17 protein-coding genes, 2 tRNA genes and 1 other RNA gene are annotated in these 25,626 nt (G+C 65.2%); 12 read left to right on the forward strand and 8 right to left on the reverse strand.

What is annotated here, in order from left to right:
- Positions 1–9 precede the first annotated feature (9 nt).
- Positions 10–6,750 (forward strand): carboxypeptidase regulatory-like domain-containing protein, encoded by a 6,741-nt coding sequence (locus tag HMPREF2550_RS01145; protein WP_070789171.1) that lies wholly within the window; start codon positions 10–12, stop codon positions 6,748–6,750.
- 190 nt (positions 6,751–6,940) lie between these two features.
- On the forward strand, positions 6,941–9,370 hold the full coding sequence (locus HMPREF2550_RS01150; protein ID WP_070789173.1) for an LPXTG cell wall anchor domain-containing protein: 2,430 nt from the start codon (positions 6,941–6,943) through the stop codon (positions 9,368–9,370).
- Between the two features lies 1 nt (position 9,371).
- Here the strand turns inward: HMPREF2550_RS01150 and HMPREF2550_RS01155 are convergent, their stop codons facing one another.
- Complete coding sequence (locus HMPREF2550_RS01155) at positions 9,372–10,397, reverse strand: prephenate dehydrogenase (protein WP_070789175.1); 1,026 nt, start codon at positions 10,395–10,397, stop codon at positions 9,372–9,374.
- 42 nt (positions 10,398–10,439) lie between these two features.
- Here HMPREF2550_RS01155 and HMPREF2550_RS01160 point away from each other — a divergent pair, with 42 nt between their 5' ends.
- From HMPREF2550_RS01160 to tgt, 6 genes are all read left to right on the forward strand, one after another.
- Positions 10,440–10,931: a tRNA adenosine deaminase-associated protein gene (locus HMPREF2550_RS01160; RefSeq protein WP_070789176.1), complete on the forward strand. Its 492-nt coding sequence runs from the start codon at positions 10,440–10,442 to the stop codon at positions 10,929–10,931.
- On the forward strand, positions 10,921–11,388 hold the full coding sequence (locus HMPREF2550_RS01165) for a nucleoside deaminase (RefSeq protein WP_246819714.1): 468 nt from the start codon (positions 10,921–10,923) through the stop codon (positions 11,386–11,388). Before HMPREF2550_RS01160 ends, HMPREF2550_RS01165 begins: the two co-directional genes overlap by 11 nt.
- An 89-nt stretch (positions 11,389–11,477) precedes the next feature.
- Positions 11,478–11,690 carry a CsbD family protein gene (locus HMPREF2550_RS01170; RefSeq protein ID WP_070762793.1) on the forward strand — a complete coding sequence of 71 codons (213 nt, stop codon included), beginning with the start codon at positions 11,478–11,480 and terminating at the stop codon, positions 11,688–11,690.
- A gap of 50 nt (positions 11,691–11,740) precedes the next feature.
- Positions 11,741–11,828: transfer RNA gene (locus tag HMPREF2550_RS01175), tRNA-Ser, on the forward strand.
- Positions 11,829–11,957: 129 nt separating this feature from the next.
- Complete coding sequence (locus tag HMPREF2550_RS01180; RefSeq protein WP_070789180.1) at positions 11,958–14,381, forward strand: MMPL family transporter; 2,424 nt, start codon at positions 11,958–11,960, stop codon at positions 14,379–14,381.
- Complete coding sequence (gene tgt, locus HMPREF2550_RS01185) at positions 14,378–15,616, forward strand: tRNA guanosine(34) transglycosylase Tgt (RefSeq protein WP_070762791.1); 1,239 nt, start codon at positions 14,378–14,380, stop codon at positions 15,614–15,616. Before HMPREF2550_RS01180 ends, tgt begins: the two co-directional genes overlap by 4 nt.
- A 19-nt stretch (positions 15,617–15,635) precedes the next feature.
- Here tgt and HMPREF2550_RS01190 read toward each other — a convergent pair whose 3' ends face one another.
- The 5 genes from HMPREF2550_RS01190 to HMPREF2550_RS01205 all read right to left on the reverse strand — a co-directional run bounded on the left by HMPREF2550_RS01190 (position 15,636) and on the right by HMPREF2550_RS01205 (position 21,481).
- Positions 15,636–18,170, reverse strand: a complete 2,535-nt coding sequence (locus HMPREF2550_RS01190) for an ABC transporter permease (RefSeq protein ID WP_371441158.1) — start codon at positions 18,168–18,170, stop codon at positions 15,636–15,638.
- Between the two features lie 3 nt (positions 18,171–18,173).
- On the reverse strand, positions 18,174–18,911 hold the full coding sequence (locus tag HMPREF2550_RS01195; RefSeq protein WP_070789277.1) for an ABC transporter ATP-binding protein: 738 nt from the start codon (positions 18,909–18,911) through the stop codon (positions 18,174–18,176).
- 24 nt (positions 18,912–18,935) lie between these two features.
- The gene (locus tag HMPREF2550_RS01200) at positions 18,936–20,315 is read right to left on the reverse strand and encodes a TetR/AcrR family transcriptional regulator (protein ID WP_141760482.1); all 1,380 of its coding nucleotides are present in this window, start codon (positions 20,313–20,315) and stop codon (positions 18,936–18,938) included.
- Between the two features lie 199 nt (positions 20,316–20,514).
- The gene (locus tag HMPREF2550_RS11725; protein ID WP_083316995.1) at positions 20,515–20,688 is read right to left on the reverse strand and encodes an Rv0909 family putative TA system antitoxin; all 174 of its coding nucleotides are present in this window, start codon (positions 20,686–20,688) and stop codon (positions 20,515–20,517) included.
- Positions 20,689–20,809: 121 nt separating this feature from the next.
- Positions 20,810–21,481: a queuosine precursor transporter gene (locus HMPREF2550_RS01205; protein ID WP_246819715.1), complete on the reverse strand. Its 672-nt coding sequence runs from the start codon at positions 21,479–21,481 to the stop codon at positions 20,810–20,812.
- Positions 21,482–21,519: 38 nt separating this feature from the next.
- Here HMPREF2550_RS01205 and gluQRS point away from each other — a divergent pair, with 38 nt between their 5' ends.
- A complete protein-coding gene (gene gluQRS / locus HMPREF2550_RS01210) occupies positions 21,520–22,425 on the forward strand; it encodes a tRNA glutamyl-Q(34) synthetase GluQRS (protein WP_070789186.1) in 906 nt (301 codons plus the stop codon).
- A gap of 10 nt (positions 22,426–22,435) precedes the next feature.
- Here gluQRS and HMPREF2550_RS01215 read toward each other — a convergent pair whose 3' ends face one another.
- Together HMPREF2550_RS01215 and ffs are read right to left on the reverse strand one after the other, a co-directional pair.
- Complete coding sequence (locus tag HMPREF2550_RS01215) at positions 22,436–22,930, reverse strand: ferritin (RefSeq protein WP_070789188.1); 495 nt, start codon at positions 22,928–22,930, stop codon at positions 22,436–22,438.
- 457 nt (positions 22,931–23,387) lie between these two features.
- An RNA gene (ffs, locus tag HMPREF2550_RS01220) (signal recognition particle sRNA small type) lies at positions 23,388–23,486 on the reverse strand.
- A gap of 127 nt (positions 23,487–23,613) precedes the next feature.
- On the opposite strand from ffs, the gene HMPREF2550_RS01225 reads away from it, so the two are divergent.
- From HMPREF2550_RS01225 to HMPREF2550_RS01235, 3 genes are all read left to right on the forward strand, one after another.
- Positions 23,614–23,702 (forward strand) — tRNA-Ser (locus HMPREF2550_RS01225).
- 108 nt (positions 23,703–23,810) lie between these two features.
- Positions 23,811–25,091, forward strand: coding sequence for an aspartate aminotransferase type Ic (locus HMPREF2550_RS01230; protein ID WP_070789189.1), 1,281 nt, complete (start codon positions 23,811–23,813; stop codon positions 25,089–25,091).
- A complete protein-coding gene (locus tag HMPREF2550_RS01235) occupies positions 25,081–25,623 on the forward strand; it encodes a hypothetical protein (RefSeq protein ID WP_083319710.1) in 543 nt (180 codons plus the stop codon). Before HMPREF2550_RS01230 ends, HMPREF2550_RS01235 begins: the two co-directional genes overlap by 11 nt.
- Positions 25,624–25,626: the final 3 nt, after the last annotated feature.

Genomic DNA, 25,626 nt, shown 5'->3' on the forward strand with positions numbered 1-25,626 from the left:
GATGGCTCTGTGACTTTTGAAGTCACGCCAAAGCTGGGCACCGTAACGGGCAAGCTGAACGCACCCGTGAGCTTTGTAGGCGAGGCGCTAGTTGATCTCCTGGATGCAAACGGCAACGTCGTTGAAACTAAGACCGTGCGTCGCGGTCAGACGTTTACTTTCGCTGACACGCCAATCGGAGACTACAAGCTCAAAGTCCGCGACACCCGCGGCTTTACCGGGCAGACGACTTCGACATTTACGCTGAAGAACGATGCAACTGAGAACCGTGATCTTTCGCTGACTGCCCAAAAGGCATCGGCGTACGGCTGGGTGAAGGATGAGAACGGAGACGCAGTTCCCAACGCAAGGGTAACCATTCCGGGGGCCAACCTTGAGGGACGGACGAATTCCAATGGCTATTTCAGCATCACCAACATCCCTGACGGGCAGTACACCGTCGAGGTAGCGGCGACTGATCGGACTGTTGGCACCAATGCATCGGTGACCTTGAAGCCGGGTGACAACAAGAACCTGGATCAGATTTTTGTAAACCTTCACCGCCGCAACGCGACGGGCCGAGTGCTGGATGAGCAGAACAATCCAGTTAGCGGCGCGGAGCTGAAGCTCAGCGGTAATGGGCAGGCCGAAAAGACTGTGAAAACTGATGCGGAAGGCAACTACCGTTTCGAGGGTCTGAAGCCGGGTACCTACACCGTTGAGGTGAAGGGGTCTACGGCGTACGGATCCGGTGGCGGTCAGCTGAATGTCCAGCCGGAACGCGACGCCAATCAAGACTTCAAGGTAAGCAAGAACAAGGCGACCCTCTCTGGGTGGGGTTCCGTCGTAGGCTCCGATGAAAAACCTGCAAATGTCGAGCTTAAGCTTTGGGGTAAGGACGCGGACGGCAAGGAGAGGGTCGTCAGTACAGCGACGACCTCCGAGGACGGTACTTTCAGTTTTGCTGGCGTAGAGGCCGGAACGTACGCCATCGAAGTTGTCGAGAGCGACCGCTTCCAGGGCGGCCGGACAGACGCGAACATCGACGTCAAACCGGGTGAATCCAAGCGTTTCGGCCTGCAGATGGTCTACAAAACGGTGACGGCAACCGGCCTGGTGACGTTGGACAGGGAACAGCTCAAGAACGTCGACGTCACGGTGACGCAAAAGGCGACCGGGAAGACTTTCAGCACGAGGACCGATGGCCAGGGGCGCTTCACGATCATGGGCCTCGACCACGGTGCGTATACGGCTTCCATCGCAGCCAAGCCAGGTTCGTACAAGGAGAAGCAGTCCGCCGAGGTCAACATTGAGCCGGGCAAGACCGGCGACCTGAGCATCTCCCTGGCCAGCGAGCCTGGCAACGTAGAGGGCACGGTCACCGACAACTTTGGCAAGCCGGTTGCTGGCGCCAAGGTCACGGCGGGCAACAAGAGCGCGACCACTGGCAAGGACGGCAAGTACCGAATTGAGGGCCTGAGCAAGGGCAATGTGACGGTTACCGTCGCCCGCAGCGACCAGGAAAAGTACTCGAGTGCCTCGAAGTCAGTCGAGATCCAGCCTGAAAAGACTCGGACCGTCGACCTCCAGGTTGCTCGTGACAGCGGCACGATTATCGGCACCGTGAAGGACGATGGTGGCACGGTGCTTGCTGACGGCAAGGCCCGCGTCACCGGTCCCAACGGGTTCAACAAGGAAGTCACCATTTCCGGTGGCAAGTACGAGCTCGGCGACCTTGTCGCAGGCAAGTACACGGTGACGGTCGCGAAGACTGCGCTCACTGATGCGAAGAGCGAAGAGGTCAACGTTGCCCCGGGCCAGACGGCCACGAAGGACATCGAGGTGCGTCGCTTCCAGGGCGCATATCAGATCCGTGTCTTTGACGACCTGGGCAAACCCATCCAGGGTGCCACTGTCGAGGTCACTGGCAAGGGCTTCAAGCAGCAAAAGCAGACTAACGCCAACGGCGAGGTCAGCATAGAGAACGTCCCGCCGGGCCGCTACGCCTACAAGGTGCTCGCTGCCGACGAGTACGGCCAGGCATCCGGCGACCTCAACTCGATCGTGGAGGACAGCCGGGAAGCGCTGAACGTCGGCGTGCCGCCGACCGATGGCCGCGTCGAGGGCACTGTGCTTGACGACGCCGGCGCTCCGGTCGTTGGCGCGACCGTCAAGCTCGACGGCAACCGCCGCAGCGGTAACAAGGAAGTGTGGTCCGCAACCGCCACCACTGATGACAACGGTAAGTACGCTATTCCTGGGGTCCCACCGGGAACCTTCACTGCGAAGGTCGATGCGACCGATACTCGCGGTGGCGACTCCACCGAGGTGACGGTGCGTCCGAACGCAGCGTCGACAGGCGATCTGGAGCTGAAGCGCAACGACGGTTCCCTCGGTGGCCAAGTCACCGACGACACCGGCACGGCCGTTTCCGGCGCGAAGGTTGTGCTGAAGGACGCCGCAGGCAAGGAGATCGGCTCCACCGACACAAACGATGACGGCGTGTACGAGTTTGCGGGCATTCGCCCCGGCGAGTACCTCGTCGAGGTAGTCGGGACCGAGAAGTACGGTGCGGCGTCGGAAAACGCGCAGGTCGAACCTGCTGCGAAGGGTAACCGTGACCTCCGTGTCAGCCGCGCTGACGGCAGCGTGGAGGGCAAGGTTGTCGACGAAGAAGGTGTGGCTGTCGAAGGCGCGAGCGTGACCATCTACGGCGACGGCGTTGAGGAGAAGGTCACCACGAACGCTGAGGGCACCTTTACGGTTTCCAACCTGCGCCCGGGCAGCTACCGGGTCGAAGTTGCCCCGACCAAGGAGTACGGTGCCGCGGCCAGCGCGTTTACGGTCGAGCCGGGCGCGACGGCAACCGCGCAGCTCGAAGTGAACCGAAGCAAGAGCACGGTGACTGGCCAGGTGTCGGACGATGCCCACCAGGTCATCGAGGGCGTTGAGGTTAAAATCACCGACGCGCAGGGCACCGTAATTGCGACGGAGACCACGGGCGGGGACGGCACGTTCTCGGTGACGGATGTTAAGCCTGGCACGTACACCGCCGCCGTCGAGAAGACCGACACCCACGCAGGTGACTCCCAGGAATTCACGGTCGTGGCTGGCGAGTTCCCGGACCCGGTCACGCTGACCATGGGCCGCATGGCAGGCACGCTGCGCGGCCAAGTGGTGGATGCCGATACTGGCAAGGCCATCACCAACGCCACGCTGACGCTTGTCGCTGCCGGTGAGACAGAGGGCACGCCCCTTACGGTTAACGGCAAGGGCGAATTCCAGGTGTCGGTAGACGCAGGTGAACACACACTGCGCGTCCAGTCGCCGGAGTTCTACGAGCCGTACTCGGGCCAGATCTTCGAGGTTGGTGCGGCAGAGCGCGTCGACCTGGGCAAGATCGAGCTGACCTCCACCGTTGGCTCCATCGAGGGCACCGTGACCGATGGCGAAGGCAACGCGCTCGAGGGCGTCGAGCTGAGCATCCGCAACCTGGAAAATGGTGCGGAAACTCCCGCGACCACCAACGCAGAGGGTAAGTACCGCGCAGGTAACCGCACTGTTGGCCGCTACGAGGTCGCGGTGACCACGGTGCCGCAGGGCTACGACGCACCGGAGACGCAGGAGGTTCCTGTCGAGCGCAGCAAGACAGCAACCGCAGACTTTAAGGTCAACAAGACGCCGGAGGCACCGCAGGTCGGATCCGTGTCCGGTGCGGTGCTGGATACCGCCGGCGAGGTCGTCGACGGAGCGACGGTAGCGCTGAAGCACCGTGAGTCCGGCGAGGCCTACCCGGCGACCGTGAATGCGAAGGGGCGCTTCTCCGCGAAGGAGCTGCCCGCCGGCGAGTACTCCGTGATCGCCAGTGCTGACGGCTACAAGGCCGAAGGCCAGCCGCGCGTGAAGGTCGAGGTTGGAAAGAACCGCGACATTGGCCGGATCAACCTGGTCAAGGATGAGGCCCCACAGGGCACCTTCCGCGTGGTTGTCCGTTCCAAGGATCAGCAGAAGCCCGTCGCTAAGGCGGTCGTTGTGGTATCGCAGGGCGAGGATCAGCGCTCCTACGTCACGGACGAAAACGGTGAGGCCAGGGGCCAGCTGGCGGAGGGCACCTACTCGGTGCGCACCACGCCGCCTGCTGGTAGCGCCTTCATCGCACCGGAGCAGGACGCGACGGTCACGATCAAGCGCAACGAGCAGACGGATGCGTTTATTGACCTGGATCGACAGACAGACGCTCCGGAGGACGCGCCGACCGGGCGTGTCACCGGCAGCATCGCCGATGAAAACGGCGAGCCGGTAGAGGGCACGACCGCGAAGCTGTGCGGCGAGGACGGCACCATCATCGACATCAACGTTGATGAGAACGGCAACTTCGTCGTCGAGGACGTGCCGGAGGGCAAGTACACCCTCATCGTCACGCCTGGCGAGGGCCATCGCACCCCGCGTTACAAGACGGTTGAGGTCAACCGTGGTGAAACCACAGACGTCGGGCGCATTACGACCCCGTCGTCGGTGAAGAAGCTCGACGAGAGCGACAAGGGCGAGCCGGGCACGATCAACGGCTGGCTTGTCGACGAGAAGAACGAGCCGATCCCGGGCGCTACCGTGATCGTTCGCGGCAAGGGTACGGACACGGATCCGGACGGTAACCCGATCGATACCCTGCCTGCCGTGACCGTGGACGAGAACGGCCGCTTTACCACCGATGTGCTGCCGGAGGGCGACTACGAGATTGATCTCGAGCTGCCCGAGGGCTGGGACAAGCCGGAGGGCTGGCCGAAGAACGTCAACGTGACGAAGGACAAGCCGGAACACCAGGGCGTGATTAACGTCGTGGCTCCGCGCTCGGAGATCAAGGGTGCCGTCGTTGATGGCAACGGCAATCCGATCGATGGCGTGGTTGTGACGGTCACCGACTCCCACGGTGATACCAAGGAAGTTCCGGTGGACGAGAACGGCAACTACAAGCTCGATGTCATTCCGGGCGACGCTGTCGTCGAGGTCTTCACCCCGGAGGGCGTCCAAGAGGTGGATCCGATGTACATTCCGGTCCGCCCGAAGAACGACGTCGCACTGCCGACGGTGAACCTGACGGAGAAGACCCTGGACCTGAAGAAGCGCGTGCTGGGTTGGGACGCGGATACGCCGGAGGATGCTCCGGGTCTGCCGACGAACGAGGACCTGATCTACGGCTTCGTGGTGACCAACGACTCCGATGAGCCGGTGCACAACGTGAAGATTGAGGACCCCTTTGCAGGTCCTGCGATCAAGGCACCGGAGAACTGGGACGGCACGCTGCAGCCGGGCGAGACCAAGGTCTTTACCGCGGTGATGAAGCCGCCGTACGGCAGTGGCGCGTTCGCAAACATCGCAGTTGCCCGCGGCTTCCTCAAGAACGAGGACGGCTCCGAAGGTGCCATGGTCGCCTCCACCCCGGACGAGGCATACCTCACCTTTATGGACATGTCGCTGATGAAGAAGGTCAACGCGCAGATCGCGAACGACCCGAAGAAGGCAGTCCGCATGGCGGCTGAACGCGACCTCTACTTCACCTACGAGGTGGTCAACACCGGCTCCACCCGCATGGAGAACGTGAAGGTCACCGACATGATCTACGAGGGTGACAAGGATGACTTTGACCCGGACAACCCGGGCAAGGGCCGTCCGATGAAGATCATCCCGCCGAAGGGCTTCACCGGCACCCTGCTGCCGGGCGAGCGCGCCGTGTTCAAGGGTGTGCTGCCCCCGCTGAAGCCGGGCACCCGCCACCACAACGCGGCGGAGGCCTCCGGTGAGGCACCGCCGGCACCGAAGCGCTCCCGGATCTTCGAGGAGGAGCCGGACTACGGCGACGATCCTTCCGGCCTGCTGGTGATCTCCCCGAAGGAGAACATCGACGGCAACGCTCACATCGTGGTCGAGGAGGGCGCGGCTCTGCCTGCGGTCTCCGATCTCCTGGGCAAGCTGTACATCGACTCCAACAAGAACGGCAAGCTCGATGACGGCGACGCACCGTACGGCGGCATGGATATCACCCTGCAGTCGCGCGACGGCCAGCCATCGGTTGGCACCACGAGCCTGAGCGATGGCAGCTTCGAGTTCAAGGGCGTGCGCGAGGGTGCCTACATCCTGCAGATGCGCAACCCGGGTGGCGTGATTCTTGCGGAACCGCTGGATCCGGAGAAGAACGACAACAGCATCGGCGCGCTGCTGGAGACGAAGGAACTCAAGATCAGCGGCGACAACGATACGGAGAACGTCGAGTACCTCCTGCTCGATCGCCCGCTTGAGTTCCCGGAGGAGTCGCCGGCCGACGGCAGCTCGCTAGGCAAGTGCATCAGCGAGACCTCCTCGGTGTCCAACCCGGCGACCTGGTTGATCCCGATCGGCATCCTGATCGCGGCGATGGGCGGCGCGGCAGTGCTGTTCGAGGACCAGTTCAACGCTGCGGCAGCCGAGTTCAACAAGGCGATGCCGAGCCTGAACATCCAGCGTCCGGCGTGGATGAACCAGATCTCCCGCCAGCTGGCGGAGATCGACCCGGCCGTCCCGGCCGCAGTGCTGGCAGTCGGCATCATCGGCCTCGGTGCCCTGGCGCTCGGCCTGACCTACGCCGCCTGCGAGTCCGGCAAGGACCTGAGCAGCAGCAAGGGTGGCGGCAGCTCGGACAAGGACAGCAAGGACAAGGCCAGCAAGGACGAGGATAAGGACGGCGAGAAGAGCCAGGAGCTGACGACAGCGGCTGAGCCTTCCCCGGCCAACGCCTAGTTCTGTCCAGCCAGGGAGCACGTCTGAAAGCCCGTCGCTAAGCGGCGGGCTTTTAGCGTTTGTACAGCTTGAAAATTGGCGGCGTTGTGTATTGAGAACAGCTGCCAACACGGATACATTAGTAATGGTTTGGGCTGGATGCGCCCGATTGAGCCGTGCAAGAAAATTGCAGATCGTTGAGAGGTACCACATGACATTGAGCAAGCACACCGGCAAGCTGAGTTGCGTCGCGCTCGCGGCGGCGGTCGCTGGCACGTTCGCCATCACCCCCGTCGCTACCGCGCAGCAGCCGTCGTTGCTCTCTCAACTGGCGGACCTCGCGCCGAAGTCCGCGCCGCAGGACCCGGCCGGTTCTGGCTCGTACGCCGCGCACTTCGCCTCGGCGGGCTGGGCGTACACTGCACTCGCGCTCAACCCGGTCAACGACCGCGTCTACGCCCTGTCCAAGGGCGGTGCCGGTAAGCCCGCCGGCCACCTGCTGCGCATCCACCCGATCACGGGTGAGCTGCGTGATTTGGGCAAGGTGCTTGTCGACGGGGCGCTGGACCCCTCCACCACCTCCGCCGCCTTCACCCGCACCGGCACCCTCGTGCTGGACGCTGGCGATACGCTGCACACGCTCGATCTGTCGAGGGACGCATCCGGTACCCCCTTCGACGGCCCACTGAAGTTCGACTCCCAGGAGCTTGCGGTCAACGGCAAGACCGATGCGGAGTTGCCGCGCGCATGGGGCTCGATTAGCGACGGCGACGCGGACACCCTCTACGCGGTCAGCTCCGACGAGGCTAAGGGCGAGCCTTACCTGTGGACCCTGGACGTCGATTCCGGCCGCATGAGTGCCGCCCCGCTGAAGGTGGCGCGCGGCGTGGACGCCTCCAAGCTGGGCGAGCTGCACTACGCCTACACCAACCGCGCAGGCAACCTCGTCTTCGCGGACGATCAGGCTGGCACCGTCGAGGTCAAGGACGTAGACACCAACCCGCTGCTCGTGGCTACGGCCAAGGGAAAGAGCATTACGGAGAACTACCTCAACCTCGCGGGTCTGCGCGCGGGTGCCTGGTACCGCCCGTCCTCGCAGCCGCAGACCACGACCGCGGAGGCGAAGACGCCTGCCGCAGAGCCGTCCAAGGCCGCTGAGCCGAAGTCTCCGAGCGTGCAGACCAAGCCCGCAGAGGCCACCGAGCCGAGCGTGCAGCAGGCACCTGCTGCGCCGGCCGCTCCCGTTGCGCCGGTTGAGACCACTGAGGCCACCGAGGATACAGAGACGACTGCGGCCGCAGCCCCGCGCGACGTGCTCGTCACCGTTGCCGACGAGGAAGGCCGCGCCGTGCGCGACTACGACGTCATCGTGGACGAGGATCCGTCCATCTACGCCAAGACGGACCGCGAGGGCCAGGCGCGCCTGTCCCTGCCTGCAGAGCTCGGCGACGTGCAGGTTGCCGCCGGCGGCGAGCTGCACCCGGTCAGCGCGGGCGAGACCACGCTGCGCGTGCAGTTCCACGCGGACGAGGAGGGGACGTCGACGGAGACGCCGACGGATTCCACCGAGACCACTGATCCAACTGAGCCCACTGAGCCGACCGAGCCGACTGGGGCAACGACCACCACCACAACGCCATCCGGGACAACCCCGCCCACCGCAACCGATCTCGCGGCCGTGAAAGTCAAGATCAAGCTGGTGGACGCGGACTTCAAGGACCTGCGTGGCATCGCCGTGATGGACCAGAACAACGACAAGATCGGCGAGACCAACAGCAAGGGCGAAGTGCGCCTGACTATTCCGGAGGGCGAAGAGTCCATCCGCGTGAAGGCGAATGAGAAGGACTTGCCGTCTGGTTACGAGGCCGCTTACTTCACCGTGGATCGCTCCATGGACGGTGAAGAGATCCGCCTGCGCAAGGAGACCTCCAACGCCACCGAGTACCCGCGGAAGGACGTGCGCATCACCGTCGTGACCGAAGGCGGTAGCCCGGTCGGAGGTGCGGTGCTGATGGCGGACAAGAAGATCATCGGCATCACGGATGCGGACGGTGTCGCCACCGCGGAGCTGCCGCAGAGCACGGACCGTTACGTCTCCATCACCCTGGAGGAGGCACCGGATGGCTACAACAACGGTCGCCTGGTGTTTGACCGTTCGAACAACTCCGGCGAGCTCGTGTTGGGCCGCTCCAATTCCAACAAGGAGAAGACGAAGCCGCAGCAGATCCTCGAGGTGATGAAGGAGGTCGAGCCGATGCTGAAGACGTTCCTCGGCCCGGTTGCCGCCCTCGCAGGTGCTGGTGGCGCGCTCGGCGGCGCAGCGAAACCGGGCGGTGCGAAGAGCACGGGCACCAGCACCAGCGCCACGTCCAGCACGCCTGGCCCGAGCTACAGCCGCGCCAACATGACCGGCGGCGTGTCCACCGGCCGTTCCACCAGCGCTGCGGCGAAGAAGTCTTCCGTGGTTAAGCGGACGGTGAGCAACGAGTCGGGCGGCTCGGACTCCACGTCCGAGTCCAGCCGCGATGGTGATCTCGCCGAGACCGGTACGCCGATGACCACGGTAATCACCCTGGGCATCCTGCTGCTGCTCGCCGGCGGCGCCTACATCTTCCTCGGCCGCCGCCGCGAGAACGAGTAGGTTAGAACACCTCGACGCGGCCGCCGAGCGACTCAATCTGCTTGAGCTGCTGCACCCACCCCGGTGCGCCGGGGTGCAGGCGCATTACCGGGCGCGAGGAGATCTTGATGGGGGAGACCGACTCGCGTCGCGCGCCCGAGCGGGCATTCATACGCGTGAAGGCGCGGTGCCCGTTCTCGGAAAGCTGCTTCATTGAAGGTGCTGGGCCGGAAAGGTCCTGGCGCGCGGCTTCGAGTAGCTCGATGTACTCGTCAAGCACACGGACCAGGGATTCGGCGTTGGTCTCGCACATGTTGCGCACCAGGGCCGGGTCGGTGCCCGCGACGCGGGTGGCGCTCTTGAAAGAACCCGCCGCCAACGACTGGGCGAGCGTGCCGCCCTTATCGCCAACTAACGCCAGCGACTCGGCGAGCACGTGCGGCAGGTGGGAAACCCGGGCAACGGCCTCGTCGTGGGGGGTGACACGCACCGGGACGGCCTCCGCGCCGGTGGCGGCGGCGAGCTTGCACACCTGGGCGAACAGCGCGGACCAGCAGTCGGGCACGCGGTCGACGTCCAGGGCGTAGTCGTAGGTGACTACCCACGCGGCGTGAGAAAACAGGCCCTCCTTGGAGGCGACCCAGCCAGAGTGCTCGGTGCCTGCCATCGGGTGGCCGCCCACGTAGCGCTCGCCCATGCCGCGGGCAAGCACGAGCTCGTAGACAGGCTTCTTCACCGAGACCACGTCGGTGATGCCGCAGTCAGGCGCGTGGAGCTGGATCGCGTCGAGGATCTCGGCGACTGCGTCGAAGGGGACGGCGATGACGATCAGGGCGTCGTCGGTTTGGGCGCGCGTAAGGACGTCGACAAGCGAATTGCTCGCGTCGAAGCCATCACGCTGCGCGGCGCGGGTGCCGTTGCGCGAGTGGGTGTAGCCGTAGGCGGTGTGCCCCTGGGCGACGAGATCGCGCAGCATGGAGCCGCCGATCAGCCCGAGGCCGATGATGCAGACTGGTTTGAGGCGGGTGCTTTGGTTCACACGCTTCATTCTAATGACATTGTCTCCGCGTGCCGACTACTGTGGGCGAGCATGAGCGAGGATTACGCGGGCGGCTGGGCCGTCACAGTGGCGCGGCGCGAGGGCGCGTGGCAGGTCCGGGAGTATGAGGACAGGTTTGGGGACGTGGGGGCGTCGATAAGCGCGGTGCGCGCCCTGCGCAACGAGGGGCCCGCGTTCGCGATGCTCAACGTGGAGGACGACTATCTGGTGGTGGTGCGGCCCGGGCCTGCGCGGGCGCTGGTGCTGCTTTCCGACGCCACGATGGCCGTCGACGACGACTTCGCCGAAGAAGTGCTCGCCGAGGCGGGCCTGGACGTGCCGGACATCGACCCGGACGAGCTGGACATGGTGGACGCGTGGGCCGACGGCGACTTCGACCTCTTTGAGGACCTCGGCCTGTCCAGCGAGCGCCTCAGCGTGCTGCTCGACGAGGACGCGGACCCGGAGGATCTCGCCTTCATGCTGGCCGATGAGCTGGGCTTCGGCGACGAGCTGGCCGACGCGCTCGGCGATGACGACTAGCGCGCCGCAGCGTCGGGCCGAGGCGCGCATGCGTGCCGCGCTCGAGCTGGCCGCCGAGACCTCGCCGGGCGATGTGCCGGTCGCCGCGCTCGTCTACGCCCCCGACGGCCGGGTGGTGGGCCGCGGCGTGAACCGGCGCGACGCAGACGGCGACCCCACCGCCCACGCGGAGGTCGAGGCGATCCGGGCGGCGGCGCGCGAGCTCGGCACGTGGCGCCTCGACGGCTGCGAGCTGGTGGTCACGCTCGAGCCGTGCACGATGTGCGCCGGGGCGATCCTCGGGGCGCGCGTGAAATCGCTGGTCTTCGGCGCGTGGGAGCCGAAAACGGGTGCCGTCGGCTCGCTTTTCGACGCCCTGCGCACCCCCCGCCACCTCCACACCGTCGAAGTCCGCGGCGGGGTGTTGGCAGATGAGGCTGCCACACTGCTCGGCGACTTCTTCGCCGAGCTGCGGTAATTACGGATGCCAAATCGTTACACACGGCGAGCGTTGGCGTAGGTAGGGTGGGGCAAAGAACGAACTTTCTAATGCAAAGGAGCATTGACATGGGTTTTGATGAGAAGGCAGACCAGCTCAAGGGCAAGGCCAAGGAGGCCGCAGGCGAGGTAACCGATAACGAGAAGCTCTCCAACGAGGGCAAGGCTGACCAGCTCTCCGGCGATGTCCGCGAGAAGCTCGAGGACGCAGGCGAGGCGGTCAAGGACAAGTTCAACGAGGTCGCTGGCAAGGTCCAGGACAAGCTGGACGAGGACAAGTAAACCGGCCAAGGATTTGGTGCCGGGCGCGCCTAACCGTTATTCTGTTTGGCGGTAGCGTGTCCGAGCGGCCGAAGGTACTCGCCTCGAAAGCGAGTGAGGGTAAAACCTCCGCGGGTTCAAATCCCGCCGCTACCGCCAAATGCAGTGGCGCACCCCGGATGCCCGGGGTGCGCCACTTTTTCTTTAGCCTGCGTGCGCCGCCCACTATGATGGGCCGAGTACCTGCACGTGTTTTTAAACCTCAACACTCGAAGGGCCGTGTGATCTGTGGCGAAGCTTCTCTTCCGTCTGGGACGATGGTCGTTCCTGCACAAGTGGCGGGTCATTGTGGCCTGGCTGCTCATCCTCGGTGCCACCGCGGGCGGAGCGCTCTCGCTCATGCGCCCCTTTACCTCCGAGTTTGCGATCTCCGGCACCCCGGCGATCTCCGCGCTCGACACCCTGGAGGAGAACTTCCCCGGTGAGGGCAACGTCGCGACCGCGCCGGGCGTGAACCTTGTGTTTGCCGCCCCGGACGGCCGCACGCTGGATGAGCCGGAGTACATGGAGGCGATGGATCACACCGTCGGCTACATCCGCGACCACCTCGAAGGCCTGACCGGCACAGACCGCTTCGGCAACCCGGTGGAGGTCAACAAAGAGCTGCAGGACATGATCGTCGGCCAGAAGACGGAGATGGGCCTGCCGGAGGAAACCGCGCAGGTGGACGCGTACAACCTGCGCATGGTCTCGGACGACGGTCGGATCGGCTACACCACCTTCGAGTTCGGCGCGGAGTCCTCCATGTCGGTGGACCAGGCGGACCGCGACGTGGTCAATGAGGCGATGGAGCTCGGCCGCGAGGCGGGCCTCCAGGTCGAGGCGGGTGGCGCCGGCTTCGGCGACCCGATTGAGATCAACACGACCTCAGAGCTCATCGGCATCGGCGTGGCGTTCTTGGTCCTGCTGGTCACGTTCGGGTCGTTTGCAGCGTCGACAATGCCGATCGTCACCGCGATTGTGGGCGTGGGCATCGGCGCGCTGACGATCGTGCTGACCACCCACTGGGTGGAGCTCAACGACGTCACCCCGGTGCTGGCCGTGATGATCGGGCTGGCAGTTGGGATCGACTACGCCCTGTTCATCCTGTCGCGCTACCGGCAGGAACGACATACACTCCCAGGTCCGGAGGCCGCCGGCATGGCGGTCGGTACCGCGGGCTCCTCCGTGGTCTTCGCCGGCACGACCGTCTTCGTCGCACTCGTGGCACTCGTGCTCGCCGGGATCGAGTTCTTGTCCTGGATGGGCCTGGCTGCAGCCTTTACCGTTTTGGTTTCCGTGCTGGTGGCGCTTACGCTGCTGCCCGCGCTGCTCGGCCTGTGGGGCGATCGTGCCTTCGCCGGGCGCATCCCCGGTATCGCGGGGCACGCGGGCCCGGGCACACGCCCCGCCAAGGATTTGGACGCCAAATCCATGGGCCGCAGCTGGGTCAACCTCGTGCGCCGCTTCCCGGCCGCTGTCATGGCGCTCGTCGTGCTCGGCCTCGGTGCGCTTTCCGCCCCGGTGCTCAACCTGGAGATGGCGCTGCCGTCGGATAGCACCTCCAACGTGGACACCACGCAGCGCAAATCCGCCGACCTCATGGCGGAGGGTTTCGGCCCGGGCGTGAACGCCCCGTTTTTGATTGTGGTGGACGCGCATGCGGCCGACCCGGCGTCGGAAAGCTTGCAGCCCTACATGGACGCGATCCCCGACGACACGGGCGGCGCGGAGAAAGCGGCGCTGGCCTCGTTCATGTACGCGGTTGGGCAGGCGAATACGGTCAACGGGATCGAGCACGCGCAGCTCATCGGCGCCAACGAGGACATGACTGCCGCGCAGATCGTCGCCCACCCGCAGGGCGGCCCGGAGGAGGAGTACACCCTGGATGTGGCCCACGGCCTGCGGCAGACGCTGCACGAGGTCGAGGACGCCACCGGCGTGACGATCGGGCTGACCGGCCTGACCGCAGTGCAGATGGACATCACCGAGGAGCTCAGCGGGGCCATGCCGCTCTACCTGGCGATCGTGGTGGGCCTGGCGATCCTGCTACTGATGATCGTGTTCCGCTCGATCATGGTGCCGCTGGTCGCAGGCCTAGGCTTCTTGCTCTCGGTCGGCGCGGCCTTCGGCGTGACCGTCCTGTTCTGGCAGGAAGGGCTGTTCGGCCTGGTGAACACGCCAGGCCCCATCCTGTCGTTCCTGCCCATCTTCCTCATCGGCGTGACCTTCGGCCTGGCCATGGACTACCAGGTCTTCCTGGTCACCCGCATGCGCGAGCACTACCTTAAGCTGCGTCGCGCCGGCGACCCGGAAGCAGAAATCCGGGCCGTCCACGAGTCCGCCGTCGAGGGCTTCGCGCAGGGCGCGCGCGTGGTCACCGCCGCCGCAATCATCATGATCGCGGTGTTCGTCGCCTTTATTAACCAGCCGTTGCCGTTCATTCAGATCTTCGGCTTCGCGCTCGGAGCCGCCGTGCTTTTCGACGCCTTCTTCATACGCATGTCCCTCGTCCCCGCCACCATGTTCCTCTTGGGCCGCTCCACCTGGTGGATGCCGCGCTGGCTCGACCGGATCCTGCCGCACGTGGACGTGGAGGGCACCGGCCTGGAGCGCGAGTTCGAAGACAAAAGAGACACCCCCGAGACCGAAGTATTGGAGCCCGCCCGATGAGTACAGACCTTTCCTTTGACGTCGGCACCGAGCTGGGCCGCGCCCGCACCGGCACGATTCACACCCCGCACGGCGACATCCAGACGCCCGCGTTCATCCCGGTAGCCACGAAGGCGACGGTGAAGACGCTCACCCCGGAGCAGATCCGCGGCACCGGCGCCCAGGCCATCCTGTCCAACGCCTACCACCTGTACCTGCAGCCGGGGCCGGAGATCGTCGACGAGGCAGGCGGGGTCGCTGCCTTCGAAAACTGGCACGGCCCCACCTACACCGACTCCGGTGGCTTCCAGGTGATGAGCCTGGGCGTGGGATTCAAGAAGGTGCTCGCGATGGACGTCGCCGACCTGCACGAGAGCGACATCCGCGCCGCGAACAAGGACCGCATGGCCCGCGTCGACGACGACGGGGTCGACTTCAAGTCTTTCATCGACGGCTCCCTGCACCGCTTCACCCCGGAGGTGAGCATGCAGATCCAGCACCAGCTCGGCGCCGACATCATGTTCGCCTTCGACGAGCTGACCACCCTGGTGGACACCCGCGAGTACCAGGAGCACTCAGTGGAGCGCACCCGCCGCTGGGCGAAGCGCTGCCTGGACGAACACGACCGGCTCACCCGCGCCCGCACCGGCAAACCGCTGCAGTCGCTGTGGGGCGTGGTCCAGGGCGCGCAATACGAGGACTTGCGCCGCCAGGCGACCCGCGGCCTGCTCGAGCTGGACCGCGTCGCGCGCGAGGAGGGCAAGCGCGGCTTCGGCGGCTTCGGCATCGGCGGGGCGCTGGAGAAGGAAAACCTAGGCACCATCGTCGGCTGGGTCACCGACGAGCTGCCTGCGGACAAGCCCCGCCATCTGCTTGGCATCTCTGAGCCGGACGACATCTTCACTGCCGTCGAGGCCGGCGCCGACACCTTCGACTGCGTGGCCCCGACCCGGCTCGGGCGCCGCGGCGGCGTCTACACCCTCGACGGGCGCATGAACCTCGCCGGGGCCCGCTTCAAGCGCGACTTCTCCGGCGTGGACGAGGAGTTTGGCGGCTACGTCTCCGAGAACTACTCCCGCGCCTACATCCACCACCTGCTCAAGGCGAAGGAGTTTTTGGCAGGCACGCTGTGCACGATCCACAACCTGGAGTTCATGATCCGGCTCGTGGACAACATCCGTGCGGCCATCGACGCCGGCGACTATGAGGCGTACCGCGACGAGTTCATGGGGCGGTACTACGCTAACCAGCGTTAATAAACTTTTCGCCGAAAAGTTAGTCGGCGATTGCCTCCAGCGGCCCGGTGGCAGCGGCGCGCCGGGCCGGCCAGAGCGCGGCGAGCACGCCCACGACCAATGAGCCGAAAAGCACGATGCCGATCATGCGCGTCGGCACGATGATTGCGGACATGCCCTGACTCTCCAGCACGGTGAGGAACGCCCAGCCGAGTCCCAGCCCGAGGAGCACGCCGAGGACCGCGCCGAAGACGGACATCTGCACCGACTCGAGCGTGATCATGGTGCGCACCTGCCTGCGCTGCGTGCCGACTGCGCGCAGCATGCCGATCTCCTGGCGGCGCTCGATGACAGAGAGCGTGAGCGTGTTGATGATGCCCAGCACCGCGATGATTACGGCAAGTGAGAGCAGTGCGTAGAGGATGAACAGCATTTGGTCGATGAGCGCTCCGACTTCGCCGGCCGCATCCTCGGCGGAGCGGACCTGCACCACGATGTCGTGGCGCACTGCGTCCTCGAGGTTCGCGCGCAGCTTCTCAACGTCCACAGTGCCGTCACCGCCGACACCCACCATCAGGATCGTCTCCGCTCGCCACGTCGCCACCTTGGCGGCGGCCTGCGCGGACACGACGAAGGTCTGCAGCACGTTGGAGTCCTCGGAGATGCCGCCCACGGTCACCGTCGTCGTTTCGGTAGAGACGCCGGGCGCGGCGATCTCAACAGTGTCGCCGACGTGCCAACCGCGCTCGGCGGCGATGCGGGAAGGCGCGATCAGCGTGTCGCCGGTGAGATCCGCAGAGCCTTCCACCATGTTGAGCTGGAGCAGGTCGGCGGCGTCGCCGTGGATCAGGTCGGTGGCACCGACCTGTCCGAGCTGGTGGCCGTACTCACCATCCACCGTCACCGGTGCTTGGCTGTAGCTGGTGATGGTGCCGACTCCGTGGACGTCGGCAAGCCGCTCCGGCAGATCGCTGGGCACGGGGAAGGAGCCGAGGTCGGGGCCGTAGAGGACGTAGTCGGCGCTGAACTCGCTTTTCGCCATGTCGTCGAGCGAGTGCTTCATGCTCGCGCCCAGCATGCCGATCACCGTGACCAGCGCGATGCCCAGCATGAGCGCGAAGGCGGTGGTCGCGGTGCGGCGCGGGTTGCGGCTGGTGTTTGTCGACGCCAGCTTGCCGACGGCTCCGAAAGGCAGCCCGATCGCCCGCCCGAACGGCGGCACCACCGGCAGGCTGAGCGCGGGCCCAGCGAGGAACAGGCCGCTAATCGCGCCGAGCGCGGCCACCCCGACGAGCGCGGCGCGGCGCCCGGCGGAGCCGTCCTCCCAGCTCATGCCGACGGCCGCCGCGGCCACCCCGAGGACGACGAGGATGAGGCCGGCGATCGTGCGTGCCTTGAGCGGCTGCGGGGTGGCGGACTCGCTGGCGCGCATCGCCTCGACCGGGCGGACCTTGCCTGCGCGGCGGGCGGGCGTGAGCGCGGAGACGATGGTGACCGCGGTGCCGACGACCAGGGGCACAAGCACTGCTTGCCAGGAAAGGCCGAGGCCGGTATCGGGAAGCTCCATGCCGTGGGCGCGCATCGCCACCTTGATCGCGGCGACGAGCCCCACGCCGCCGGCCACACCGAGGGCGGAGCCGAGCACGCCGACGAGCGCGGACTCCAGCGCCACCGAGCGTGTGATCTGGCCGCGGGTCGCGCCGATCGCGCGCAGCAGCGCGAACTCCTTGGTGCGCTGCGCCACGATCATGGAGAAGGTATTGGCAATCAGGAAGGTGCCCACCAAAAGCCCCACCAGCGCGAAAGCGATGAGGAAGTAGCTGACAAAGCTCAACGCGTCGCGGATCTGCTTGCTGGTCTCCTCCGCGACCGATTCGCCGGTGTTGATATCTAAGTCGGGGTGCGCCGCACGCAGCTTCTCGACGAGCGCTTCCGGCTCAGTATCTCGCCCCGCGACCGTCAGCGCGGGCACCGTGTCGCCCTGCGTGTAGTACTCCGTATACGTCTCCGGGCTGACCCGGAACAGCAGGGAGGACTGCTGGGCGAGTTCGTGGTCGTAAAAGCCGGTGACGGTGATGTCCTGGCGGCCGTCCCTGTCGACGACGATGAGGCGCTCGCCGAGTTCGATGCCGTAGTTCTCCGCGCCGTTGCGGTTGACTACAGCCTCGCCGACCTGCTCCGGCGCGTTGCCGTCGACAAGCTCGGTAGGCGCGCCGACAGCCTCGTCTGGGCCGTAGTAGAGGCCCAGGCGGGAGGCACCCATCTTCATTTGGATGGCGGTTTCGTCCTCGTGAGCTGCGACAATGGACTTTTCGGCGAAAAGATTGGTCCGCGCCACCGCCGGGTCGTCGGCAATGGCTTCGGCTTCCTCTCGCGACATGGGGCCCTTGACTACCGCGTCAGTGCCGTCGAGGACCGTGCCCACCGCCGAGTCGAAGGTGGAGGAGAGCATGGAGGTAAACATCAGCGCTCCGGACAGGAACGCGGTGCCGAGCACGACCGAGAGGACGGTCAGGGCGAGCCGGAGTTTGTGGGCCGCAACGTTGCGCAGCGACACTTTCGTCATCGGGCGCATGCGTTAAACCTCAATCCCGGCCATGACCTGCAGGATGGTGTCCATGGTGGGGTGCGTGAGTTCGTCGATAATCGCGCCGTCGCGCAGGAAGATTACGCGGTCGGCGAAGGAGGCGGCGCGCGCGTCGTGGGTGACGATGACGACGGTCTGGTCATCGCTGTCCACCGCGGTGCGCAGGATGCGCAGGACCTCGGTAGAGGAGTTGGAGTCGAGGTTGCCGGTTGGCTCGTCGCCGAAGATGATCTCCGGGCGCGAGACTAATGCGCGGGCGCAGGCCACGCGCTGCTGCTGGCCGCCGGAGAGCTCGGCGGGGCGGTGCGTGAGCCGCTCGTCCAGGCCGAGTCGGCGCGTGATCTGCGCGAACCACTCCTGGTCGATGGTGCCACCGGCGATATCCGTGGGCAGCGTGATGTTTTCCGCCGCGGTCAGGGTGGGGACCAGGTTGAAGGACTGGAAGATGAAGCCGAGGCGGTCGCGGCGCAGGGTGGTCAACGCCCCGTCGTGAAGCGAGGAGAGCTCCGTGTCGCCGAGGAAGACCTCGCCGGAGGTGGCCGAGTCGAGCCCGGCCATCACGTGCATCAGTGTGGACTTGCCGGAGCCGGAAGGGCCCATGATGGCGGTGAACTCACCGCGGCGAAACTCCACGTTGACCCCGTCGAGCGCGCGCACCTGCGTGTCGCCCTCGCCGTAGGTTTTGACCAAGTCGACCGCCCGGGCGGCGGGCACTGCTGCACGATCCATGCTGCCCATTGTGTCATGGCGCAGTTAGTTCGGGCGCAACTCCAGCACGTTGATCATGCCGCGCAGGCCGATGTCCATGATGCGGGAGCTGACCTGGAAGCAGAACTCAGGGGTGTGATAGCGCAGCGCGCCGACCGTGACGAGCTGGGCGATGCCGTGCACGGCGGCCCACAGCGCCATCATCTGGGTGTAGAGGACCCAGGTGGAGCGCGGGCCCTCGGACTCGGAGATCGCGTCGCGCACGATGTTCATCAGGAAGGTGAAGGCCTTGCCCATGTCGAAAGGCTGGGACATCCCGCCCTCGTCGTCGAAGGAGACGGGGACGATCGAGCGGCTCGAGATCTCGATCAGCGCGACAAAGCCGACCGGGTCACTCAGCGCATACTCGACGTAGCCGAAGCCAGCGGCCTTGATGTAGGTCAGGCTCGGCGAGCCGTCGGGGACGCACGCCGCCTGGCGCATGATGGCCTGGGTGTTCGCCTCGTCGAGGTAGATCTCCAGTTCGCGGAGGAGGGCCTGGTCGCCGTCGAAAAGCTGGGTGGCAGTTTTCAGCGGAATGTCCGCGCGCTGTGCTGCGTCCTTCAGAGAGAAGTTGGTCAGGCCATCCGCCACAACCTCTTCGGCGGCACCGCGCAGGATGGCCTCGCGGATCTCGTCCTTGGTGCCGCGTGGCATGTCCTTGGCCAGGGTGGTCCAGGTTTCGGAGGCCGGGCCGGGGATGGTGCCCGGGTCGAAGCGGAGAATGTTGCCCTCGCTCATGGTGTTGCACATGCCGGAGAGCATGGAGTTCATGGCGGCCTGGAAGGTCTGGCGCTTCGCGGTCGGGGAGAGGTGGCGCATGATGCCGAAGGTGGCCAGGTGCGCCAGGCCGTGTGCCTCGGAAAGCAGGGCGAGCGTGCCGGTGATCAGGAGTTCTTCCTGGATCGGGTGGCCCAGCTCGTTGATCGCCTCGACGAGGAGGTTGAGCACGCGCGCGCTGACCTCGGGGAACGCGTCCGGCTTGAGGGGGCGTGTAATCTCGTCCTCGATGTTGGGGAAGTCCTCGGTGACCTTCGAGTGGCTGTAGGCCGCAAAGTAAGTCGGGTTGTCCAGCGCGGCGTTGAAGTAGCCGGTGGCGTTTGCCAGTACGCGCTTGATGATCGGCGTATCCTCCGGGAGCTTCGCCAGCTCGCGGTCGGCGTAGTCGCGCAGGCGGTCGTTGAGGAACTCGGTGACCCCGGCGAAGAGGGCGGCATCATCTGCGTAGAGCGCGCGGGCCTCGTCCAGCGGGATGTCGGCCTGGTTAGCGGCGCGCTCTAGCGTGAGCGCCTCTTTGTCGCCGCGGCCCAGAATCTGTGCGGCCGTGTCCAGGAGCCTGTGCTCGACTGAACCGGCGGCGGGCGCGGAAGTATCTTGTGCAGTCACGTCTATAAGTCTAGCTGCACTGAGAGTGATCTCCCAGCGCAGCGGGCATGTCTTGGGTCGTTCTGAAGCGGCGCTCAGCGCCGATTTATTGGGGGCTCAGCTCCGGGGCGAAAATCGTAAAAATCCCATAAATGCGCCGAACGGGTCCCACACTGTGGAAAGCGTGAGACCCGTTCGGGGGGAGAAGTTGGACGAGTGCTTACTCGTTCCCCAGCTTCTTATCCGCAGCTTCGCGGACCTGGTCAACCTTGTCGTGCTTGTCCTCGCCCAGCTTGTCCTTTGCGGCGTCAGCGGCCTTGTCCAGGCCCTGGTCCGTAACCTGCTCGGCCTTGTCGGAGTTCAGTGCATCCTTTGCCTTATCAAAAACGCCCATTGTGCTAATCCTTTCGTTGCGTATCTACTAATCGTTCGCCCCCTCGCGGGAACCAACGTGCCCCAACATAACGACGCATCGCGGCCGTGTCGACCAATCGCAGTGAGTTGTAAGGGAATCGTTATTTTGCCAGCTGGGCATTTCGCTTCTCGACGCCACGCACCCACGCAATCGTCGGATAGGTAACAGGCAACAAGATGACCTCCATTAGCGTCTTCCACACAAAGCCGACCAGGACATAGTTGATGAAGTCGCCCGGGGTGGCGATCCCGATCACGCTAGCGGCGATGGCGCAGAACAGCAGCGTGTCCAAGAATTCGCCGACCACGGTCGAGCCGATCAGCCGCGCCCACAGGTGCCCTGTGCCGAAGCGATCCTTCATCTTCTGCAGCACCCACGCATTCGACAGCTGCCCCACCACGTAACCGGCAAGCGAAGCCAGCACGATCTGCGGTACCAGGCCAAGTACGGCGGCGAAGGTGTCCTGCATATCGTAGAAACCGGCCGGAGGCAGCCAGATCGCAATGTAGAAGGAGACCACCGCCAGCACGGCGATGCCGAAGCCGGTGAAGATGGCGCGGCGGGCCGCCTTGAAGCCGTAGACTTCCGCGATCACGTCGCCGATGATGTAGGAGATGGGGAAGAGGAAGAACGCGCCGTCGGTAATCAAAGGCCCCAACTCCACGCCCTTCTGGGCCGTGATGTTGGAGATGAGAAAGACGGCGCAGAACACCGCGAGCAGCACCGAATACGGCGAGCGGGTGGCGGGCGGTGGGGTGGAAGGAAGTGTCACGAGTGAGTATTCAACCACAGGGGAAGTAGTCTCGGGGCATGCCTGCTGGAAGATACGCGCCCTCGCCGAGCGGCGACCTGCACTTTGGCAACCTGCGCACCGCGGTGCTCGCGTGGCTGTTCGCCCGCCAGACCGATCGGGCGTGCTACCTGCGCGTCGAGGACATCGACTCGGAGCGCTCCAGCATGGAATCCGCCGCGCGCCAGATCGCAGACCTGGAGGCGCTGGGCCTGGCTTTCGATCCGCCGGTGACCTACCAGTCCGACAACGACGAGCGCTACCGCGCCGCGCTGGCCACGCTCGACGTCTACGAGTGCTACTGCACCCGCCGCGACATCCGCGAAGCCGCCAGCGCCCCGCACGCCCAGCCCGGCATGTACCCCGGGACCTGCCGCGATCTTTCCGAGGCGCAACGGGAGGCCAAACGCGCGGAACTTGCCGAGCAGGGGCGCATGCCCGCCCTGCGGCTGCGCGCCGAATCTGCGGAGTGGAGCGTGCGCGACTTCTACGCCGGTGAGGTGGTCGGGGCGATTGACGACGTCATCCTCCGACGCGGCGGCAACCTCAACCAAGCGCAGGCCGGCGACTGGGCGTACAACCTCGCCGTGGTTGTCGACGACGGCGAGCAAGGCATCGACCAAGTCGTTCGCGGCGACGACCTGATGTTCTCCGCCCCCGCGCAGGCGTACCTGGCGCACTTGCTGGGATATGCACAGCCCGAGTATGTGCACGTCCCGCTCGTGGTCAATGCGGAAGGCCGCAGGCTGGCCAAGCGCGACGGGGCCGTCACGCTGCGGGAGATGCTGCGCGAGCAGGAGATCGGGGAGGTCGTCGGCCAGCTTGCTGCCTCCATTGGTTGCCCTGGTGTGGAGACCGTGGACGCGCTGCTGGCAGACTTCGACCCAGGGGCGCTGCCGCGCGAACCCTGGGTCTGGTCTGGCTAGTTGTGTCTGGCTAGTTGCTCGAGTCGCGAGCGCCGAGAGCGGAGTCGATGCGCAGGATGCCGGAGCCGTCCGTGCCGACGAGCTCGAGCTGGTCGATGATCTCGCTGACCGAGGACTCCTCGCTGATCTGCTCATCGAGGAACCAGGTCAGCAGGCTGCGGGACTCCAGGTCGCCCACCTCGTCGGCGACGCGGGTGAGCTGGCGAATCGACTCAGAGACCTTCTTCTCGTGCTCCAGCGCCGCCTTGAACGCCTCGACTGGCGAGGAGATCCGCAGTGCCTCGATCTCGATGCTCTTCAGCTCGACGCGCTCGCCGCGGTCCAGGAGGTGCTGGGTGAACTTCATAGCGTGGTCGCACTCCTCCCGTGCCTGCTCAGCGAACCAGGCGCTCATGCCCGGGAATGACAGAGCGTCCATCTCGTTGGCCAGGTGGCGGTAGAGGTACGCGGCCAGGTACTCGTCGGTGACCTGGTTGTTCATGACGTCACGAAGTTTTGCGTCCATGGTGGTTGTGCCTTTCGTTCGATGTAGTTGGGCGTTGGGACGTTGGGAACTAAGCCTACTCTAAGTCTAGTCCGCGAAGATTCGGAGTGCATGTGAGGTTGGCGTGAAAAATTTTACGTCTACACCTTTAGTGACCTGGGGGAATGGCTGCGGTTCGTCATTTGCATGTTGGATTTCTCACGGCTTTGGGGTTAAGCGACAAAATGTGTGCTTTTGTGCCGGGGTTCCCGGTGGCTTGCCGTGCGGTTGGTCGGTCTAGATGGAGCTAGCTCCATTTGGCTCTGGCGCGGTTGGAAAACGCCAGGTCGCGTGTCGGCGGTTCCTCTAAATGGAGCTAGCTCCATTTGGGTCGCGGCGTGGGCAACGGCCAGCAACGGCCAGAACATGCATCTTGGTTCGCCAAAAGAGGCGCGGAAATTACACACATCTAAACCCCGATCCCGATAAACCCCCACAAAAACTAAGGGGACCCCACGCACCTGCCAGAGCTCGCTGACCCTTGCTGCGTTCCCGCCCTGGGGGAGTTCACAAGATAAGCACCGCGTGGGATCCTGCCCAACACTGTAGCGAACGGGCCGCGCAAGCTCCAAACCTCTCAGGCGCGCACGCCTATGTGCTGCGGTTTTGGTGCGGTAGGGTGCATGCGCTAAAGTATTGCACCGACGCTGTGAGCGTTACTCATTGGAGGATTCGACTAGCGGCCTATGTCACACGCCTGGAACGCGTGCGGGTAGCAATACCCTCGTGGGTTCAAATCCCACATCCTCCGCCAAATCACCGGCACTCCGCAATCCTGCGGGGTGCCGGTTTTTGCGTCGTCCACGGTATGATCGCGGTCAAAACGTTATCGCCGACCCATGATTGGATGCGTGAATCGCACATGGCACACACGCCGCTGACCGAGCTTACCCAGGAACAACTTGCTGAACTGGCAAAAGACGTCCGCGAGCAGTACGCCGAGCTGCAGGCGAAGGGGCTGAAGCTGGATCTGACGCGCGGTAAGCCGTCGTCCGAGCAGCTCGATTTTGCCAACGAGCTCCTCGACCTGCCGGGGAAGGACAACTACACGGACAGCGCTGGCACCGATGTGCGCAACTACGGCGGGGCAGTGGGGATTCCGGACATCCGCAACCTGTGGGCGGAGGTGCTCGGCGTGGATCCGTCGCTGGTGATCGCGGGCGATGCGTCCTCGCTGAACATCATGTTTGACCTGGTGTCCTTCTCCTACATGTTCGGCAACAATGATTCGCCGCGCCCGTGGAAGGACGAGGAGAAGCTGAAGTGGATCTGCCCGGTGCCGGGCTACGACCGCCACTTCGCCATCACCGAGCTCTTCGGCTTCGAGATGCTCACTGTGCCCATGGGCGAGCACGGTCCGGACATGGACGCAGTCGAGGAACTGGCGAAGGACCCGCAGGTCAAGGGTATGTGGACTGTGCCGGTTTTCAGTAACCCCACCGGCTCTGTCTACTCGCGCGAGACCATCGAGCGCCTCGCGAAGATGGAAACTGCTGCGCCGGACTTCCGCATCGTGTGGGATAACGCCTACGCCGTCCACACGCTGACCGACGAGTTCCCGGAGAACCCGAACGTGCTGGAAATCGCCGCGGCGGCGGGCAACCCGAACCGTTTCTGGTACATGAGCTCGACCTCCAAGATCACCCACGCGGGCTCGGGCGTCGCCTTCTTCGCCTCCTCGGCTGAGAACCTTAACTGGTACAAGAAATTCGCCGGTGTGCGCGGGATCGGCCCGAACAAGGTCAACCAGCTCGCCCACGCCCGCTACTTCCACGACGCGGAGGGCGTGCGCCTGGTGATGCGCAAGCACGCCGGCTCGCTCGCCCCGAAGTTTGAGGCGGTCAACAAGGCACTTGAGGAGCGTCTGGGTGGCTACGACATCGCGACTTGGACCAGGCCCGAGGGCGGCTACTTCGTCTCCCTCGATGTGCCGGAGGGTACCGCGACCCGCGTGTGGGAGCTGGCCAAGGAGGCGGGCATCAACCTCACGCAGGCCGGCTCGCCCTTCCCGCTGCACAAGGATCCGCAGGATCGCACCCTGCGCCTGGCTCCCTCGATGCCGCCGCTGGACGAGGTCGCTGAGGCCATGGACGGTGTCGCACTCTGCGTCCTGCTCGCCGCGATCGAGCAGCGTGAGGCCTAACCAGGCCGCCGAGTGGCTCGGCTCGTTCTTTCCCGCCGAGCCCTCGCTTATCGACGCCCCACCAGCCCCCTTCCCAGCCCTCACCGCGCAAGGTATCGCCGCCACCTGTGGGTTCTCCGAGGTGGATACCGGCCTGGCTCTCGAGGGGGACACAGGCATGGATGTGCGGTGCGAGCTGGTGGTGCGTGGTGGCGTCGAGAAGCAACTGCTCGGCGCCACTTTGGGCGCGGCGGCGACGATGCTGCTTGAGCTCGGCGTGCCTGCACAGCCTGGGGTGGGGCTGGAGCACCTGCTCGACCGGGTGGAACTACCGGAGGGGGTGAGCGTGCGGCACGGGTTTCTGCGTGAGCCACGCCTGTTTGACCAGGGCACGCCGCTTGTGCGCGAGCCCGGACGGCTGACTTTGTTGCTGGAGCTGGCGCTGCTTACCGACGACGAGTTCGACATCGTCTCCGAACAAGGCGGGGACGTCCTCGAGCGGCGGATGCGCCGGCGAGGAGCCGCAATGGCCGACTGGCACCGCGATGCCTAGACT

The organism is Corynebacterium sp. HMSC074A01 (genome assembly GCF_001831515.1).
In the GTDB taxonomy this organism is placed as follows: Bacteria; Actinomycetota; Actinomycetes; order Mycobacteriales; family Mycobacteriaceae; genus Corynebacterium.

Coding starts and splice junctions, on each gene's coding strand:
- HMPREF2550_RS01155 (WP_070789175.1), bottom strand. CDS start 10,397: ATGAAGCGTGTGAACCAAAGCACCCGCCTCAAACCAGTCTGCATCATC.
- HMPREF2550_RS01165 (WP_246819714.1), top strand. CDS start 10,921: ATGACGACTAGCGCGCCGCAGCGTCGGGCCGAGGCGCGCATGCGTGCC.
- HMPREF2550_RS01190 (WP_371441158.1), bottom strand. CDS start 18,170: ATGCGCCCGATGACGAAAGTGTCGCTGCGCAACGTTGCGGCCCACAAA.
- HMPREF2550_RS01215 (WP_070789188.1), bottom strand. CDS start 22,930: ATGGACGCAAAACTTCGTGACGTCATGAACAACCAGGTCACCGACGAG.
- HMPREF2550_RS11725 (WP_083316995.1), bottom strand. CDS start 20,688: ATGGGCGTTTTTGATAAGGCAAAGGATGCACTGAACTCCGACAAGGCC.
- HMPREF2550_RS01150 (WP_070789173.1), top strand. CDS start 6,941: ATGACATTGAGCAAGCACACCGGCAAGCTGAGTTGCGTCGCGCTCGCG.
- HMPREF2550_RS01160 (WP_070789176.1), top strand. CDS start 10,440: ATGAGCGAGGATTACGCGGGCGGCTGGGCCGTCACAGTGGCGCGGCGC.
- tgt (WP_070762791.1), top strand. CDS start 14,378: ATGAGTACAGACCTTTCCTTTGACGTCGGCACCGAGCTGGGCCGCGCC.
- HMPREF2550_RS01195 (WP_070789277.1), bottom strand. CDS start 18,911: ATGGATCGTGCAGCAGTGCCCGCCGCCCGGGCGGTCGACTTGGTCAAA.
- gluQRS (WP_070789186.1), top strand. CDS start 21,520: ATGCCTGCTGGAAGATACGCGCCCTCGCCGAGCGGCGACCTGCACTTT.
- HMPREF2550_RS01170 (WP_070762793.1), top strand. CDS start 11,478: ATGGGTTTTGATGAGAAGGCAGACCAGCTCAAGGGCAAGGCCAAGGAG.
- HMPREF2550_RS01230 (WP_070789189.1), top strand. CDS start 23,811: ATGGCACACACGCCGCTGACCGAGCTTACCCAGGAACAACTTGCTGAA.